Origin of the sequence: Proteus sp. CA142267 (assembly GCF_003336825.1) — a bacterium.
Classification (GTDB): Bacteria; Pseudomonadota; Gammaproteobacteria; order Enterobacterales; family Enterobacteriaceae; genus Proteus; species Proteus terrae.
Genome location: NZ_QPMG01000002.1, coordinates 303327 through 320613, shown reverse-complemented (window position 1 = coordinate 320613; position 17287 = coordinate 303327). Strand labels below are relative to the sequence as shown.

Annotated in this window: 11 protein-coding genes; 4 read left to right on the top strand and 7 right to left on the bottom strand. The window is 39.2% G+C overall.

Features of this window, described 5'->3' with window-relative positions:
* The first annotated feature begins 101 nt into the window (after positions 1–101).
* The 4 genes from pncB (at position 102) to C0T34_RS07130 (ending at position 6044) form a co-directional block, all read left to right on the top strand.
* A complete protein-coding gene (gene pncB, locus C0T34_RS07145; protein ID WP_098943705.1) occupies positions 102–1316 on the top strand; it encodes a nicotinate phosphoribosyltransferase in 1215 nt (404 codons plus the stop codon).
* 268 nt (positions 1317–1584) lie between these two features.
* The gene (gene asnS / locus C0T34_RS07140; RefSeq protein ID WP_098943706.1) at positions 1585–2985 is read left to right on the top strand and encodes an asparagine--tRNA ligase; all 1401 of its coding nucleotides are present in this window, start codon (positions 1585–1587) and stop codon (positions 2983–2985) included.
* Positions 2986–3325: 340 nt separating this feature from the next.
* Positions 3326–4405 (top strand): porin, encoded by a 1080-nt coding sequence (locus C0T34_RS07135; protein WP_098943707.1) that lies wholly within the window; start codon positions 3326–3328, stop codon positions 4403–4405.
* Positions 4406–4853: 448 nt separating this feature from the next.
* Positions 4854–6044, top strand: a complete 1191-nt coding sequence (locus tag C0T34_RS07130; protein WP_098943708.1) for an amino acid aminotransferase — start codon at positions 4854–4856, stop codon at positions 6042–6044.
* A gap of 152 nt (positions 6045–6196) precedes the next feature.
* On the opposite strand, the gene C0T34_RS07125 is transcribed toward C0T34_RS07130, so the two are convergent.
* From C0T34_RS07125 to mukF, 7 genes are all read right to left on the bottom strand, one after another.
* On the bottom strand, positions 6197–6847 hold the full coding sequence (locus C0T34_RS07125) for an MBL fold metallo-hydrolase (protein WP_109849917.1): 651 nt from the start codon (positions 6845–6847) through the stop codon (positions 6197–6199).
* 37 nt (positions 6848–6884) lie between these two features.
* Positions 6885–7433, bottom strand: a complete 549-nt coding sequence (locus tag C0T34_RS07120; protein ID WP_098943710.1) for a YcbK family protein — start codon at positions 7431–7433, stop codon at positions 6885–6887.
* A 330-nt stretch (positions 7434–7763) separates the two neighbouring features.
* Positions 7764–9497, bottom strand: a complete 1734-nt coding sequence (gene ldtD, locus C0T34_RS07115; RefSeq protein WP_109849916.1) for a L,D-transpeptidase — start codon at positions 9495–9497, stop codon at positions 7764–7766.
* Positions 9498–9849: 352 nt separating this feature from the next.
* Positions 9850–10563 (bottom strand): acid phosphatase AphA, encoded by a 714-nt coding sequence (gene aphA, locus C0T34_RS07110; RefSeq protein ID WP_109849915.1) that lies wholly within the window; start codon positions 10561–10563, stop codon positions 9850–9852.
* Between the two features lie 226 nt (positions 10564–10789).
* A complete protein-coding gene (gene mukB, locus C0T34_RS07105) occupies positions 10790–15250 on the bottom strand; it encodes a chromosome partition protein MukB (RefSeq protein ID WP_109849914.1) in 4461 nt (1486 codons plus the stop codon).
* On the bottom strand, positions 15247–15978 hold the full coding sequence (gene mukE, locus C0T34_RS07100) for a chromosome partition protein MukE (RefSeq protein WP_023581330.1): 732 nt from the start codon (positions 15976–15978) through the stop codon (positions 15247–15249). The genes mukB and mukE overlap by 4 nt, the downstream gene beginning before the upstream one ends.
* Positions 15959–17281 (bottom strand): chromosome partition protein MukF, encoded by a 1323-nt coding sequence (mukF, locus tag C0T34_RS07095; RefSeq protein ID WP_075673561.1) that lies wholly within the window; start codon positions 17279–17281, stop codon positions 15959–15961. The genes mukE and mukF overlap by 20 nt, the downstream gene beginning before the upstream one ends.
* Positions 17282–17287 lie beyond the last annotated feature (6 nt).

The following is a 17287-nucleotide window of genomic DNA, read 5'->3' as shown; positions in this document are numbered from 1 at the left end:
TATTGTTGAATAGTGACGCTTTGTCGTCATATTCGGGTATACTCTCCAACCTTAACGATTTAGCAGACATAAAAACGCTCCGTGAGGATGCTTGACGCGCTATGATTTTAGACGCTACACCGATTATTACATCACTGTTGGATACCGATGCATATAAGCTCCACATGCAACAAGCGGTTTACCACCATTATAGTGATATTCCTGTCGTTGCTGAGTTCCGCTGTCGGAGTGATGAACGTCTAGGTGAATATGCAACAACCTTACGCCATCAAGTTAATATGATGGCAGACCTGTCATTAACGAATGAAGAATTTGACTATCTTCAGAGTCTCCCCTTTTTCAAAAATGACTATCTGCAATGGTTTAAGCATTTTCGCTTTAAACCAGAACAAGTCCAAATTTCAACAACACCTGAAAACCAACTGACGATCAGAATAACAGGCCCTTGGCGTGAAGTTATTCTATGGGAAGTTCCTTTGTTGGCTTTAGTGAGTGAAATTGTACATCGTGCTCGCTCGCCTCAAGTCACTCCTGACGATGCAGTTAATCAACTACGTAAATTAATTGATATCTTCTACCGTGATGCTGCTGAGCAACAGATTGACTTAGCTGATTTCAAGTTGATGGATTTTGGTACTCGTCGCCGTTTTTCTTATGATGTGCAGTGTGCCATTGTGGATGAGCTGAAAAATCATTTTCCTTATCTTATTGGTACAAGTAACTATCATTTAGCTGAACGGATGCAATTAGCCCCAGTAGGTACACAAGCTCACGAGTGGTTTCAAGCTCATCAGCAGATTAGCCCTGAACTGGCAAACAGTCAGCGCGCCGCCTTGCAGTCTTGGCTAGATGAATATCCAGATCAATTAGGTATTGCATTAACAGATTGCATTACAATGGATGCGTTTTTACGCGATTTTGATAAAGCCTTTGCAGAGAGTTACCAAGGTTTACGTCACGACTCTGGCGATCCAATTGAATGGGGTGAAAAAGCGATCGCGCATTACGAAAAATTGGGCATTGACCCAATGAGTAAAGTGTTAGTCTTTTCTGATAGTCTCGATTTTCAAAAAGCACTGGTACTTTATAAACATTTCCATAAGCGTATTCGTTTGATCTTTGGTATTGGTACTCGACTTACTTGTAACATTCCTGAAATCACACCGCTTAATATTGTGATTAAGCTGGTGGAGTGTAATGGTAAGCCAGTTGCTAAATTATCAGATAGTCCAGGTAAAACTATTTGTGACGACAATGACTTTGTTGACAAGCTACGCAAAGCCTTTGATGTTCCTTTGGTTAAACAAGCCTGTTAATTAACGAAAAATCTTTATAAATAAAAGAAAGGGTAATAATTGCCCTTTCTTTTGTTATACCTCTGCCATAACCGCTACTTTCGTCAATATTTCATCTATTTTTATCAATTTATTTTATACAAAAGCTTTTCTCTTCTTTATTGACTCTTTAAACTAAAATTTCCTACTTGTTTCCTGCGCTATTGCAAGTAACATAGAAAAACTGTCCGACAGGGGCAGAATGAATTAACCAAACAATTATTTTAATTAAACGAAGAGAGATTTATTTATGATCGTTGCGCCTGTAGTCGACGTACTGCAAGGCCGTATCGCGGTTGGCGAAGACGTCACCGTTCGCGGTTGGGTACGTACAAGAAGAGATTCAAAAGCTGGTATCTCATTTCTTACCGTCTATGACGGTTCCTGCTTTAATCCAGTACAGGCCATCATTAATAATAATTTACCGAATTATCAAGATGAAGTGCTGCACTTAACCACAGGCTGTTCTGTGGAAGTCACCGGTAAAATTGTTGAATCTCCGGGCCAGGGACAGAACTTTGAAATTCAAGCCACCAATGTTGTTGTGGTAGGAATGGTCGATGATCCGGAAACTTATCCGATGGCCGCCAAACGTCATAGTATTGAGTACCTACGTGAAGTTGCTCACCTTCGTCCTCGTACTAACTTAATTGGTGCAGTTGCTCGTGTTCGTCACACATTAGCACAAGCACTACATCGTTTCTTCGATGAACAAGGCTTCTTCTGGGTTTCTACGCCACTTATCACAGCGGCTGATACAGAAGGTGCGGGTGAGATGTTCCGTGTCTCTACATTAGATATGAACAATCTGCCACGTACAGATAAAGGCGAAGTCGATTTCAGTGAAGACTTTTTTGGCCGTGAAGCGTTTTTAACTGTTTCTGGTCAGCTAAATGGTGAAACTTACGCCTCTGCATTAAGCAAAGTGTATACTTTCGGTCCAACATTCCGTGCTGAAAACTCAAATACCAGTCGTCACCTTGCTGAATTCTGGATGGTTGAGCCTGAAGTGGCATTTGCTGATCTTAACGATATCGCAGCACTTGCCGAAAAAATGCTGAAATACACCTTTGCAGCCGTATTAGCAGAGCGTAAAGATGATATGGAGTTTTTTGCACAACGTGTCGATAAAGATGCTATCTCACGCTTAGAGAACTTTATCACTTCTGATTTTGCTCAAATCGATTATACCGATGCAGTCACTGTGCTTGAAAACTGTGGTGAGAAATTTGAAAACCCAGTTTATTGGGGTGTTGACCTATCTTCTGAGCATGAGCGTTATCTTGCAGAGAAACACTTTAAAGCACCTGTTGTTGTGAAAAACTACCCGAAAGATATCAAAGCATTCTATATGCGTATGAATAAAGACGGTAAAACAGTTGCAGCGATGGACGTATTAGCACCAGGCATTGGTGAAATCATCGGTGGTTCTCAACGTGAAGAGCGTTTAGATATGTTTGATAAACGTTTAGACGAAATGGGAATGAGCAAAGAAGACTACTGGTGGTATCGTGACCTGCGTCGTTATGGCACTGTACCTCATTCAGGATTTGGTTTAGGTTTTGAACGTTTAGTTGCTTATGTGACCGGCGTCGCAAACGTTCGTGAAGTTATTCCATTCCCACGTACACCAAGAAATGCAGATTTTTAATTTAGTGATTAATTAGTATTCTACTGGAAATTTGCATTGCTGTTTTATTGTACTAGTTTTACTTAAGTGAAGAAGCCAACCTCAAGGTTGGCTTTTTTTATGCATGGCTGTTATTTAATTCAAAAGTTCCCCAAAATACACACTTTGAAATACATAGTTACAATTTGTTACACTTTTTTCGTTTTTGTAGCAAATTGGGGGTAGATAAAATTTTTTACCAATGGAACACTGTCACCCGACACAGACGACACTTAACTCTCATAAATAGTTCCATAAAAATTAAGAAACTATTTCTGGCAGTGGCAAAGGTGTCTGAATAACACCAATGAGGGTAATAATAATGATGAAGCGCAATCTTCTTGCAGTGGTAATCCCAGCGTTAATGTTTGCTGGTGCAGCAAACGCAGCTGAAATGTACAACAAAGACGGCAACAAAGTAGACATCTACGGTAAAGTTGACGTTCGTCATTACTTCGCTGATAAAGACTCAGGTGAAGACGGTGACGGTTCTCGTGCACGTATCGGCTTCAAAGGCGAAACTCAAATCAATAAAGATTTAGTTGGTTTTGGTCGTTTTGAATACGAAATTCGTACTAGCAATGCTGAAGGTGATACTGATTCACGTGCTCGTTTTGCTTACGCAGGTTTTAAATTTGCTGACTACGGTTCACTAGACTATGGTCGTAACTACGGTGTAATTTACGACACCAACGCATGGACAGACGTTCTACCTTTATTTGGTGGCGACTCCATGGCACAAACTGACGTTTACATGACTAGCCGTACTACTGGTGTTTTAACTTACCGTAATACTGATATGTTCGGTTATGTTGATGGCCTGAACTTTGCTCTGCAATACCAAGGCAAAAACAACGAAAATACTATCAACAATCGTGATGGTAAAAAAGCTAATGGTGACGGCTTCGGTTTCTCTACAGCTTATAACTTAGGCTGGGGCGTAACTCTGGGTGGTGGTTATTCAAACTCTGCTCGTACTTCTTGGCAGCAAGATAACAGCACTGCTAAAGGTTCTCGTGCAGAAGCATGGAACGCCGGTGCTAAATTTGCAGCTAACAATGTTTACTTAGCAGCTATGTACGGTGAAACCCGTAACATGACTAGCTTCAATAAAGGCATTGCTAACAAAACTCAAAACATTGAGTTAACTGCGCAGTATGACTTTGCTGATTTAGGTCTGAAACCATCTTTAGGTTATGTTCAATCTAAAGGTAAAGACTTAGATGTTAACGGTGTAAATGACGAAGATTTAGTTAAATATATCTCTGTAGGTTCTTTCTACAAATTTAACAAAAACATGACTGCAGTTGTTGATTACAAAATCAACCTGCTGAAATCTGATAACAAACTGGGCATCAACGACGACAACGTAGTTGGTTTAGGTCTGACTTATCAGTTCTAATTACCGCTTAGGTAATTAAACAGTCAAGTTAATTGATTTGAAAAGCAACACTTCGGTGTTGCTTTTTTATTTGTCCCCTTACTTCCAATCTTAATCTCTTGTTATTTAGCTCGCTTTTTTCTTCTTATTCTTAATATTTTCTTTCTTTTTATTTTTGCATTTGCAGTAGATCTGTTTATTTATTCAATGAAAAATATCCTAACTTCTTTATTTTTAATAATCTCAAAAAGTTTATCATACTAAACAATTATGTCTTTTTAGTGATTATTTTTACATGTTAATGTAATCACAGGATATTCACTTATTTACATCTTGATTTGCTATTTATTCTCACTTAGTTCACAACTTCTTGTTAATTTATCTACAAACAGTTGGCAAAAAGGCCTCATAGCGTTACTCTTGATACTCATATTTCGGCTTCGTTTTGAGCTTAGGGAACAATTACACTATGTTTGAGAAAATCATTGCTGCACCAGCCGATCCTATTCTGGGTTTAGCTGATAGTTTCCGTTCTGATCCTCGTGAAAACAAAATTAACTTAGGGATTGGTGTTTACAAGGATGAAACAGGTAAAACCCCTGTTTTAACCACAGTTAAGAAAGCAGAAAAATACCTGTTAGAAAACGAAACCACTAAAAACTACCTTCCTATTAGCGGTATCCCTGAATTTGGCAATGTGACCCAAGCACTTTTGTTTGGTGAACAACATCCTATTATCTCTGAAAAACGCGCACGCACAGCTCAAGCCCCAGGTGGTACAGGTGCATTACGTATTGCTGCTGATTTTATTGCTCAACAAACCACTGCAAAACGTGTTTGGATAAGTAATCCAACTTGGCCTAACCATAATAATATTTTCCAAACTGCGGGTCTTGAGATCTGCAATTATGATTATTACGATGCAGAAAATCATGGGTTAGATTTTGAAGGCATGCTAGCAAGCCTTGCTAAAGCTCAAGCAGGTGATGTTGTTCTGTTCCACGGTTGCTGTCATAACCCAAGCGGTATTGATCCAACTGAAGAACAATGGCGTCAATTAGCTGAACTATCCGCAGAAAAAGGCTGGTTGCCTGTTTTTGACTTTGCATACCAAGGTTTTGCTCGTGGTCTTGAAGAAGATGCACAAGGTTTACGCCTTTTTGCAGAAAAAAATCCTGAGCTTATTGTTGCAAGTTCATATTCTAAAAACTTCGGTCTTTACAATGAACGTGTAGGTGCATGTACCATTGTCACCAAAGACAGTGACACTGCTGAAAAAGCCTTTAGCCAAGCAAAAGCAATTATTCGTGCAAACTACTCAAATCCACCAGCACACGGTGCTTCTGTAGTAACAACTATTCTTTCTAACCCAGAGTTAAAAGAAGAGTGGATTGAAGAGCTAACAACCATGCGTGAACGTATTCAGCGTATGCGTCAACTGTTAGTAACCACGCTGCAAGAAAAAGGTGCTAAGCAAGACTTTAGCTTTATTATCGACCAAAATGGTATGTTCTCATTTAGTGGTTTAAATAAAGAACAAGTTGAGCGTTTACGTGCTGAATACGGTATTTATATCGTGGGGTCTGGTCGTATTAACGTTGCAGGTTTAACCCTTGAGAATATGGTTCCACTATGTGAAGCCATTGTTGCAGTACTCTAATTACCTTCTAAAGTGTAATTAAGATAAATGCCACGTTATTAACAACGTGGCATTTTTGTTTAGATCGATAAAAATACAAATCACATTTTTTACTGATACAAAAAGCTCTTTATAATAAAGAGCTTTCATTTGTTTACTTATATTCGTGAAAATCACCAGATTGGCATTTCATCTTGTAAGAAAGGGTTAAATTGACGCTCATGCCCTAAATTAGACATAGGGCCATGTCCCGGAATAAACAGATAATCATCGCCTAAAGGTAAGACTTTATTTTTGATTGAAGCAATAAGATCAGCATGGTTTCCACGCGGGAAATCGGTACGACCAATACTTTCTTTGAATAGCACATCTCCCATGGAGATAAGTTTATTTTGATGATTTACAAAAATAATATGCCCCGGTGTATGCCCTGGGCAGTGTAAAACAGATAACGAAACTGTTTTACCGATTGTGATGGTATCGCCTTCATTTAACCAGCGATCTGGTACAAATGACTTTCCGCAAGGGAAATTAAACATACGACACTGTTGTTCTAATTCCTCTAATAAGAAATTATCATCTTTATGAGGGCCATAAACAGGAACATTGAAGTGCTCGACAATTTGAGAGGTGCCTGCAATATGATCAAAGTGTCCGTGTGTTAATAATACTTTGGTTAATGTTAATTGGCGTGCTTCTATTTCCGCAATTAGCGTTTCGACATCTCCACCAGGATCAACAACTGCCGCTTCCTTCGTCTCATCGCACCAAATAAGGGTGCAATTTTGCATATAATTTGTCACAGGTACAATGTGATACATCATGAATCACTCCACTCTCTATTATCTAATTATCAATAGATTACCATGTACGGACAGGTCCTGTATCAATATGCACAAAATTACTTCTTGGATAATAGCCTACACCACCCGCTTTCATTCTTAATGCGACTTGACGAACTTTAGAAAGATCCGTGCCCACTAAACGAAAATCCATTGCTTGCCCGCGTGTATGATAACTTTTCTTTGCTACACCACTACTGCTTTGGCGCAAATTATTATTAGTTACTAATGAACGATAACCTGAAATAAGTTCAACAGGTTTATTGTTATTAAGCATTACTTGCAGTAAATAGATTTGGTCAAACAGTGCGGGATCGATGGTTTTGATTTTGTTTTGACGATAATCTCTAAAAAGGTGATTTAATTTAGCAAGCTCATGTTTATTATAGCGTTTTCCATCAAAAAACTCGGCTTTAATAGTTTCACCGGTATTTAAATTATTAAAGCGAAGGATTTTTGGACGAGGTGTTGCTAATGAAGCAAATGCATGAGAAGGCAATAACCCTAACCCCACTGCGGCCATACCAAGCCCCAGCCACTTACGGCGATGTGAATCGATGATATCCATAGTATATGCACTCAACAAATTATTTCAGGAGGAAGAACCTTTATTATGACAATATTTTTCTCGAATTGTTTCTTATAGTTTGTATAGTATTGTAAATAACACTTCGTTTCAATTTAACGCCATTAGTAATTTTATAAATTTAGTTATTTATACTAATCTCTCTTTTTATCATTCTATTTTTAATAGAAATTTTAAAAATATTTTATAATTCATTCTATTTTTTAGTTATCTTATTAATAATCGCAAGATAAAGTTTTCATCTTATTGATTTATATAGAAATAAAGGACAGCTGAATTAGCCGCCCTTTATTCAATTTATATTTATTTATATTAAAAGTATTTCTTAATATTCTCTAAATAGGGTTGTGCATTAGTAGTAATTTTGTCATAACCATAAATATCTGCACGATATTGAGGCGCATTTTCCTGAGCCACCCATGCTGTTTGATAATATAAATAAACAGGAATACGTTCAGGAATTGGCGCATATTGTGTTGAACCACGTTTTAATGCTGCATCAATTCTATCTTGTTTCCATCCTGCATCACCCAATAAAATTGAAGCAAGTTCAGACGCTTTATTAACACGAATACAGCCTGAACTTATTGCTCTCATATTTTTTGAGAACAGTGAATGGTTTGGTGTGTCATGCAGATATATCGCATCTGAATTTGGCATATTAAATTTATAACGCCCTAATGAGTTTGTTGGTCCCGGAGCCTGCCAAATTCGGTAAGGGAAGTTATTTGCGCTCATATTTTGCCAATCAATGTCATAAGGGTTAATAGGATAAGCATCATTCCCCCACCCTGAATAAATGGTATATCCCTTACGACTAAAGTAACTAGGATCTGCTTTACCTCTAGGTACAATATCTTTACGAGTCATACTTGTTGGCACATTCCAAGGTGGATTAACCACAACATTATTTAGTGCACTACTCATAATCGGTGTTTTTCTATCAGGACGACCGACAATGACTTTTGAATCAAGAATAAGCTCGTTATTGGCATAAAAATAGAGTGAGAAATCAGGAATGTTAACCCAAATTCCTGTATCTCCAATGGCAGGTGTCAGGCGAAGACGTTGAATATTTAATGCCATAATACTCGCACGTTGTGCCGGTGTCATATTTAACCACACTCGAGTTTGTCGCCCAATAATCCCATCAGGCTCTAACCCATGCGCAGTTTGAAATAATTTAACAGCCGCAACTAAAGGTGCATCATAAACAGTTGTTGCTATTTCCTGCTCATTCGCAGCCAGTTCAGGAATTAATCTTAAATTACGTAAAATCTGCCTTAGAGGTACAACTTCTTGTGACGATTGATTTGGCTTTAATGATGTTGTTCCTTGCATTTCTGGCCAAACAACTGAGCTATGTAACTGCTTGCGCACTTCTTCTTTCATTAAGTTGTAATAAGGATGAGATGGTGCATAAGAAATAACAAAACTACCTAAGGTGTTATTTTGGATATTTTGCTGTAATTCCACGACTGATTTATCAGTGGGTGATGGTAATGTTTGCATCACATCACGATACAGTAAAGATATGCCTGATTTATTCACTTGCTCAACAAAACTGATATAGCCTAAAAAAGCATCTGATAAAATAACATCACGTGCTTCTTTTGTTAATTCAGGCGCTCCTAATTGTGTTAACCATTGCCCAAATTGGGGCTGAATACCTGAAATAGCGACTTCAGCAATTTGCTGCTGTAATTGTTGCACTATTTTTTCATCTTGCCAGATTAATGCTACGTTATTTGCTTGGTAAACTTTCGCTAACTGGGTTAAATATAACGGCTTATACCCCGTTGGAAACCATGATTGCAGTTTTGTTCTTGCTTCTAACTCGGTCACTTGTGGAATATTCATTGCCACAGTTGCAGGTGCTGGCATAGCTTCATTAGCCACAGGAACTAATGTTGTGTTTTCTGTTTCGGGTGCAGATAAAGTCACTGACTCTGACTCTGTTTCTGTAGCCATTGCATAATGCCCAGAAAGGAGTGTACCTATAACAACTGAATATGCGATTGCTCTTTTAATTGGTTGGTGCGCCATAAATCCTCTACCCTCATTCCTTATTATTATTTTGGTATCCTAGAATATTAGATGAGCTTGGAAAAGAGTTTTATAGGAATAAACTAATATTTTTAAAGTTTTGTAAGCCCCTGATAGAAATTTGATTTTATTTCATCAAAAAAAGACTATTTAGCCGTTTTTATATTCAAAATATATAATTTAATTAAAGACACAATAAAAGAACAAAAAACAGACAAATTAAAAATAGGCTATTAATGAATAATAAAGAATTGTGAATGGATAATAAGATTATTTAAATGGAAGGTATTTTAAAATAGAAAAAGGCGCAGTTTCCTACGCCTTACAAATAAAGGTAAACAAAGGGTAAAGATTAGTACTCTGAATTGATAACCACTTCTTCGCCAAACTGGCCTGCTTTTGGCAGTGGTTGGTAAGAAGAGTTAGCAGCACGCAGAATACGAATACCACGGATGTTCAGCTCATCTGCTGCTGCAATATCTGCATCTGCATCACCGTAGTAAATTTTCAGTTTATGATCACGCATCCAGCTTACTTTGTTATTTGCGCCAGGTTGGTCACCAGCAAAAATAACAGGCTGCATTTTATCAGCAGGAATGTTTAAGCCTTCTTGCACATATTTGGTCACAGTCTCAGTTTTAGTTTTAGTACGACCAGTAATGAAATAAACAGTATCTCCACGTTTTAAGTGCATCTGAACAAGATCGATACCGACTTGTTTAGGCATACTGAATTTATCCCACTCGTTATTCATTTTATCCCAGAATTCTGGGTTTTTCAGGTAGCTGAAATCGTTTGGAGAGTATTCCAGTTTACCACGGTAGAAACCTGGGCTTGAGAACAGAACGGTGTCATCAATATCAAAACCAACCGCCATCGGTGCTTGACCTGCAAGGCTTTTTTCAATATCAGCAACAGAAACCCAATGAATTGGTTGTTGTTGTGCAAGTTGTGCAACGGTAACGCCTGGGCTAACAACTTCTGGCAGATGTACTTTGGCCATTGCTGCGCCATTTAAGCTTAACGCTAAAGCAATTGCACTAAAAGCTAACGTGACTTTACGCATTCTCTTTCCTTTAAATTTTTATATTAATCACATACAGGAACAATCATAAACATCATGATTACATTTAAATGAGATATGGCGCACGTTATTCCATTTAAAATTTCATTTTTTTGTTAATTTACTTTCATTTTTTGATCTATATAACACTTTAAAAAAAGAAGGCGCTATAAGCATGAGCCCGTAGCGCCTTTATTCTTGCCTTCTTGAGGCTAATAATGGAATAAAATTATTCTGTTATTTCAGCAACATTTGATGATGCAATTTTATCTTTTTCAGCCTGTTGACCAAAGCCTTTTAACCCAACAACGTGTACATGTTCAGTACCATTGAACACTTTACGTACTAATTTATAGGTTGTTCCTTTTTCTGGGCTGATATTTTCTGGTGCCGCAATAATTAATTGCATATCAAGACGATCACAAAGCTCAAATAACGTCGCGATAGATTTCGCATCTAAACGTGCCGCTTCATCGAGGAAGAGCAAACGACAAGGAGAGATATCTTTTCCTCTTAAGCGTCGTGATTCTTCTTCCCAGCTCTGTACAACCATCACCAGAATTGACATCCCTGTACCAATCGCTTCACCAGTTGATAAAGCGCCACTTTCTGCTTTTAACCAACCTTCTGGTCCACGATTAACCTCAACATCCATTTCAAGGTAATTACGGTAATCTAACAGCTCTTCACCCACAGTTTGTGGCATACGTTGACCAATATCCACTTGAGGGTTTAAACGCTGATAAAGTTTCGCCATTGCTTCGGAGAAAGTCAGGTTTTGGTTTTTAAATAGATCTTGATACTGGTTATCTTCTTCTGATAACACATCCAATAATACTTGGTGACTTTCACGGATATTGACGTTGAGTCGGACACCACGCACCTGACCAAATGAAACCGCTTGCAAACCTTGGTTTAGCATACGAATACGGTTTTGCTCACGCTGAATAGTTTTGCGAATAATATTCGCGACGCTTCGTGAACTAATCGCTAATTTTTGCTCACGGCTAGTTAACTCTTCAGTTAAGCGAGCAAGCTCGATTTCCATCTGTTCAATTGCATCAACTGGATCATCCGTTTTAATGATGTCTTGGCGAATACGTTCTCTTAAATGCTGGTATACCGCAATAAAGAACTGAACTTTACGATCGGGATATTTTGCATCTTCTGAGCGACGTAACGCATCACGTAAATATTCATTATCAGCAACTGCTTGGCGTAATGCACCTAACGCTTTATCCGACATTGAACGTAATTCGTCAGCAGAAAGATAAGCAAAGTCTCGACGATGTAAACGACGCTCCATTCCATTTTCTTTTACTAATCGCATAACCGCGCACCAACCCGCTTTTGCACTCACAACATGCTCACGAATTTGAATGTAGTCACGTTCAAGTTTACGAATTTTTTTGGTTAGATTATCTCGCTCAGCTTCACTTAGTGCGATATCTCGCTCAAGTTGGCTAATACGTGTTCGGTTTGCACTTACCGCAGAATAGCGTTGATCGCGCAGCTCTTTGGCTCTGGCTTCTGCACCAATATCAATATGGATCCCTGTATCACGCATTTCTTGCTCAAGCTCTCTGAGTAATTCAGATTTAGTATCAAAGGAGCTTTTTAATGATGCGAGTACTTGATTAAATTGAGCACATTGCGCTTGTTGCTGACGATAAAGTTCTCTTGCTGTAGCGCGTTCTGTTTCAGCCATTTCTAAGCGGTGACGTAGCTTCTCGTTAAGATCACTATTTTCACTGACAATCTCAACGGCATCGCTATAACTAAAGTGAGGACGACGCTGTACCACTTCCACCAGCAAGAAAGCTTGTTGCTGATAACGTTGCTGTTCTGCTTTTGCTTGTTCGTAATCTTGAGCTAATTGTTCATGCGCTTGTGGATCACTTTGCAAGATTGAAGCGATAGGCTCTAACGTTGCTAATGCTTTTTCATGACGCTGTAAGTGACGCATTGACTCTTCAGCGACATACAGCTCTTCACGTAACTCTTCAACACGATCAATCAGTGTTTCATCCATCAAGATATTAACTTGAGGAATAAGTTTATTAAGAAGATTTAGAGATTCTTTAGCACGCGCATAATGTTGACGCTGTTGCTGAGTACTCTCTTCGTATTGTGTTAACGCTCTTTCTAGCTCGTTACGTCTTTGGTTGAGTTGACGAATATCCTCTTCAGGGTCCGCCTCAAATGCCACAGAAATATGTTGTCCCACAAACTGACTAAAGGCATGGTGAGCACGTTGGATCTTCTGTACATCAAAAGCTTGTGTTGCGTAAAGTTCAGACAGCTCATCGCGCTGGCGAGATAAAATTTCTAACTGATTTTCACGCGCTGCTCGACCAAACAGTGGAATTTCAGGGTAGCGAGAATAACGCCATTGTCTATCAGTACTCTTGATAAGAACGGCTTTATCCATCTCTTGCGCATTAAATACACTATCATCGAAAGATTGTGGATCACCTTCGATAAAATAGAGATCTTCCGGGCAATCATCTAACGTTTCTAATTGCGCCTGAACTTGAGATAAGTCTTGTACAACAATCGCATGGCGTGCTGGACCATATAATGCAGAGAAATAAGGCGCATCGTCTAACGTAATATCATCATAAATTTCTGATAATAAGACACCGTTAAAGCGTTCAGCCAACGTAATTAATCGCCCATCTTCAGCACCACTTGGCTGACTTAAACGTTCAATTTGCGCTTCAATTTGTTGTTTGCGAGTTGCTGTTTCATCACGTAATACCGTTGCTTCGCGCTCTTTTTCAAGTAACTGTTGCATATATTCTGTTACTTGATGACCCGTTTCAAAAGATTGACGAGTCTGCTCACATAATTGTGTTAACGCATCTTGCGCCGCAAGCCATGCAGGTGCTTGTTTTTTCAGCTTTTCAATTTGTTGTTTAAGTTGGTCTAACTCTTGGCGCATTTGCATACGCTGTTCACCAGACTCATTAACGTAATCGCTAAGCTCTTCAATTTTTGCTTCTAATTCATCTTGAAGAATTAACAGATCATCAGGCTCCGTCGATTTACCATGATGTTTGTTAAATTCTTCAAGTTGACGTTCTGCACTGTTTCGTTGATGTAAACGCTGTTCTAATTCAGCTAATTGCATACGAATAGGATGAACCCTATCCGCTTGATGTCGATGAGAAGACCACTCACGTAATGCCGTTTTCGCAGCATCCCATGCATTTTGACGTTCAACTTCACCGACAATTGAACTCACCAGTTTATAAGCTTGATCGAATTGTGTTTTCGCTGCTTCAGAAACATTGAGTTTCTGCTCCATAGAAAGCAATGAATGCGTAATGGTTTGAATTTTTGCTTGGAGCCGTTCAGCCCATTGCTCTGCATTAGTTTCGTCTAAATCCGTAATATCACATTGTGCTTTAGCACGCTCTAAAGCCTGCACAGCTTGGCGATATTGAATAGCGCGTGTTTGTTGTACGTCTAATGCTTGCTGATAGTCTGCTAACTGATTTTTCAGTTCATCGACTTCTTCTTCTGCCGATTCTACGCGTGCTTCAAGTTCTTCTTTCTTAGATGCGGCTTCTTCAACCACTTCGCTTTGTTCTTCCAAGCGGAAAGTTATCTCTTCAACATCAGCAATATAGCGGTCAATTTTCTCTTGTTGGCGAACTGCATTTTGTACTAAATTTAATCGGTCACTTGCTGCTTGATAATCCGCTTCAAGATCAGAAGATAACGCTTGTTGCTCTTCTAACTCTTTACCCATTTCAACAAAACGATACGCTTCACTATTAATGGATTTACGCTGGCTCCATAACTCACGGCGCACAGTTAAAGCTTCATCTAAATGAATTCGTCGTTCATTGGCATGACGCATATAGTCAGCAGCAACATAAGATGTCGCTTCTGTAATTAAGTGCTTAAATAAGTCACGATCAGATTGAGTGACACGAATGGCTTCAAGCGTCATTCGGTTTTCACGTAATGCGCCTTCCATATCTTGGAAAGCTTTTCTTACACCGCTATTTTCGGGTAGTAAATAATCACGTAAAGAGCGTGTAATCGCACTTGAAATACCGCCATACAATGAGGCTTCAATTAAACGATAGAATTTGGCGCGATCACTCGCTGAACGTAAACGTTTAGGAATAACCCCTAAATCAAACATCACAGCATGGAAATCGGTGATAGAGTTAAATTGTCTGAAAACAACCCCATCAATGGCTTCTACTTTTTCTTTTAATTCATTCAGCGGTAAAACACGGGCTTGGCGATCCGCAACAGCTTGCGTCAAAATTTCTGTTGGATTTTCTGCCATTGGCAGCCCTTGGATCATAAAGGGTTTGATATCAACTTTCTTATCACGCCCTGCAATTTGCTGTAAACGGACACCGACCACAGCACGTAAGTGACGCGAGTTAATCACATCCAGTACGGCATAACACACACCAGGACGCAGTTTCCCGTATAGCCCTTTATCACGTGATCCGCTTGTCGATCCAGCTTCTGTGGTATTACGGAAATGAAGTAAAGTAAGATCAGGGATCATGGCTGTGATAAATGCAGCCATCGTGGTTGATTTACCCGCACCATTACCACCTGATAACGTAGTCACCAACTCATCTAAATCAAAAGTACGAGCAAAAAACCCATTCCAGTTGATAAGTGTTAATGAGCGAAATTTTCCCCGTTCAATCATTTATTTTCTCCCTCCGCATCATCTTCACTGGATTGTAATTGCTCATCTTCATTTTCTTCATCATCATTGAGAGTTTCTGAGCTATCTTCAAGCGCCATTGCTTCACCATCACGGATCATTCGCATTTGAGCCTCAAGTGGAGAATCGCCACTACGCACATCGGCACCAAAGCGGAAAACAGATTCGGTAATAGAAAAACGCTGCATATCATTTAATAAAAATGAAATCATGCCTAAACGACGTAAACGATTTAGCGAAGTTCTCATCTTTTCTTGTAATTTTTGCAAATCAAGATCAGAACCTGTTGAGCGCTGATTCACTAAACGTAAAAGCTTGGTTTCATCTGCTAATGTTCTTAATTCATCGAACAGCTCTTGAACGGTGAATATTCCCTGATTCGCTAATCGTTCAGGGCTAAGATAGAGATAGCAAAGAATTTTCCCCACCAACATATCCATTTCAGAGAGAACAGAGCGTGGAATAAGTGTGGTTGAGCGAGGTCGCAAATAGAAGAAACCTTCTGGTGCTCGAATTAATTCGACGTTATAACGCGCATAAAAGTCTGATAACTCATCTTGGAAATCCATCAAGAAAGCATGATTATCTAGAGAGTCTATACCGATATGTCGACCTGCACGTAACTGGCTATCCAGTTCAGGAAAAAGTGAGTTCGCTAATGCCTGCGCCAGTTTTGCTGGCATAAATTGTTCAGTATGTATCGATGACATGCGCTTGTACCTTAGCTCCATATTCGTTAATTTCTGACCATTTTGCAGGTAATCCTGCGAGCTCAGCTTTTGCCACACCTAATCGTACTGCTTGATCAATAACAATACGTGCAACATCGAAATGTTTCTGTTGCGGATAACGATTAAGGTATTCAACTAACACTGAACTGAGATCTAATGCCCGTTGTTCCAATTTGTAAGAAGCAAGCTCTTGCTCTACCCATTGCGCTATTTGTTCGTTCACTTCACTGAACATTTGATATTCAAGCTCTTCAGGTAACTCGCCTGTGACTTCTTCATCACGTAGAACCAGTTCTTCATCACGCATATCAAACAACCGATCAGCATTAGCGTAAGTTAATGCCCATGGGCTGTCGAAATAGTTTTGTACAGATTGACGTAAACGGCGAGAGAAAATACGGTTTTTATCCATATCAATCGCTGTACGAATAAATTTATGGACATGTCTATCGTATCCAATCCATAAATCAATAGATTGCTGACCCCAACTAATAATGCGGTCTAACTTACTTTGAAGTTCAAATACTAATGTATCAATTTGCTCAACATGACCAGAATTCATGTTTGCTTCTTGAATACGTAAGAGATTGGCTTGAAGCTTGTCACCGGCGGCTTCAAGTGTATCTTGTAGCTCTCTTAATGTACCCGAGGTTTCAGATAACAATTGTTCACAGCTTGAAATGGCGGCTTGCCAGTCTTGGTTTAATAGCGCAGCAATATCTTCTTTTACTGTATTTTGCTGCTCATCCATGATCCGCTGAGACAAATCAATGCTATCGAAAATTTCTGCCACTGAATATTTTAAAGGTGCAAAAACGTTACGATGCCAATGATATTCATCACCACCATCTTCAGCGGAACTGGCTGCTGAATCCAACTCACCCGCCACAATGGAAAGTTGCATAGATAAGCGCAATGATGAAAATTCACGTTGGCGAATATAGTAATCACTGATCCCAATTCCCAACGGAGTTAAACGGTATATTGCATTACCTTCTACCAATTCACTGGTAAAACGGTTAAAAAGTCGCTGCTTTACCATGTCATTAATGGCATTATTTGCGCGAACTTGTATTGATTCTGCGGGTTGTTCGAAGCCTTTACATACTTCTCGAAAGGCATCAATTAACTCCCCTTCACTGATTTCGCCATCAAGGCGCTCGCTGTTTAATACAGCGACAGCCATCAAAAAAGCTAATCTTTCTGGTGGCAGTGAGATTGAGAAATCATTTTTTCTCGCCCAAGACACTAACTCAGGAACTGTCTGGGTAAAATCACTCATAGTACA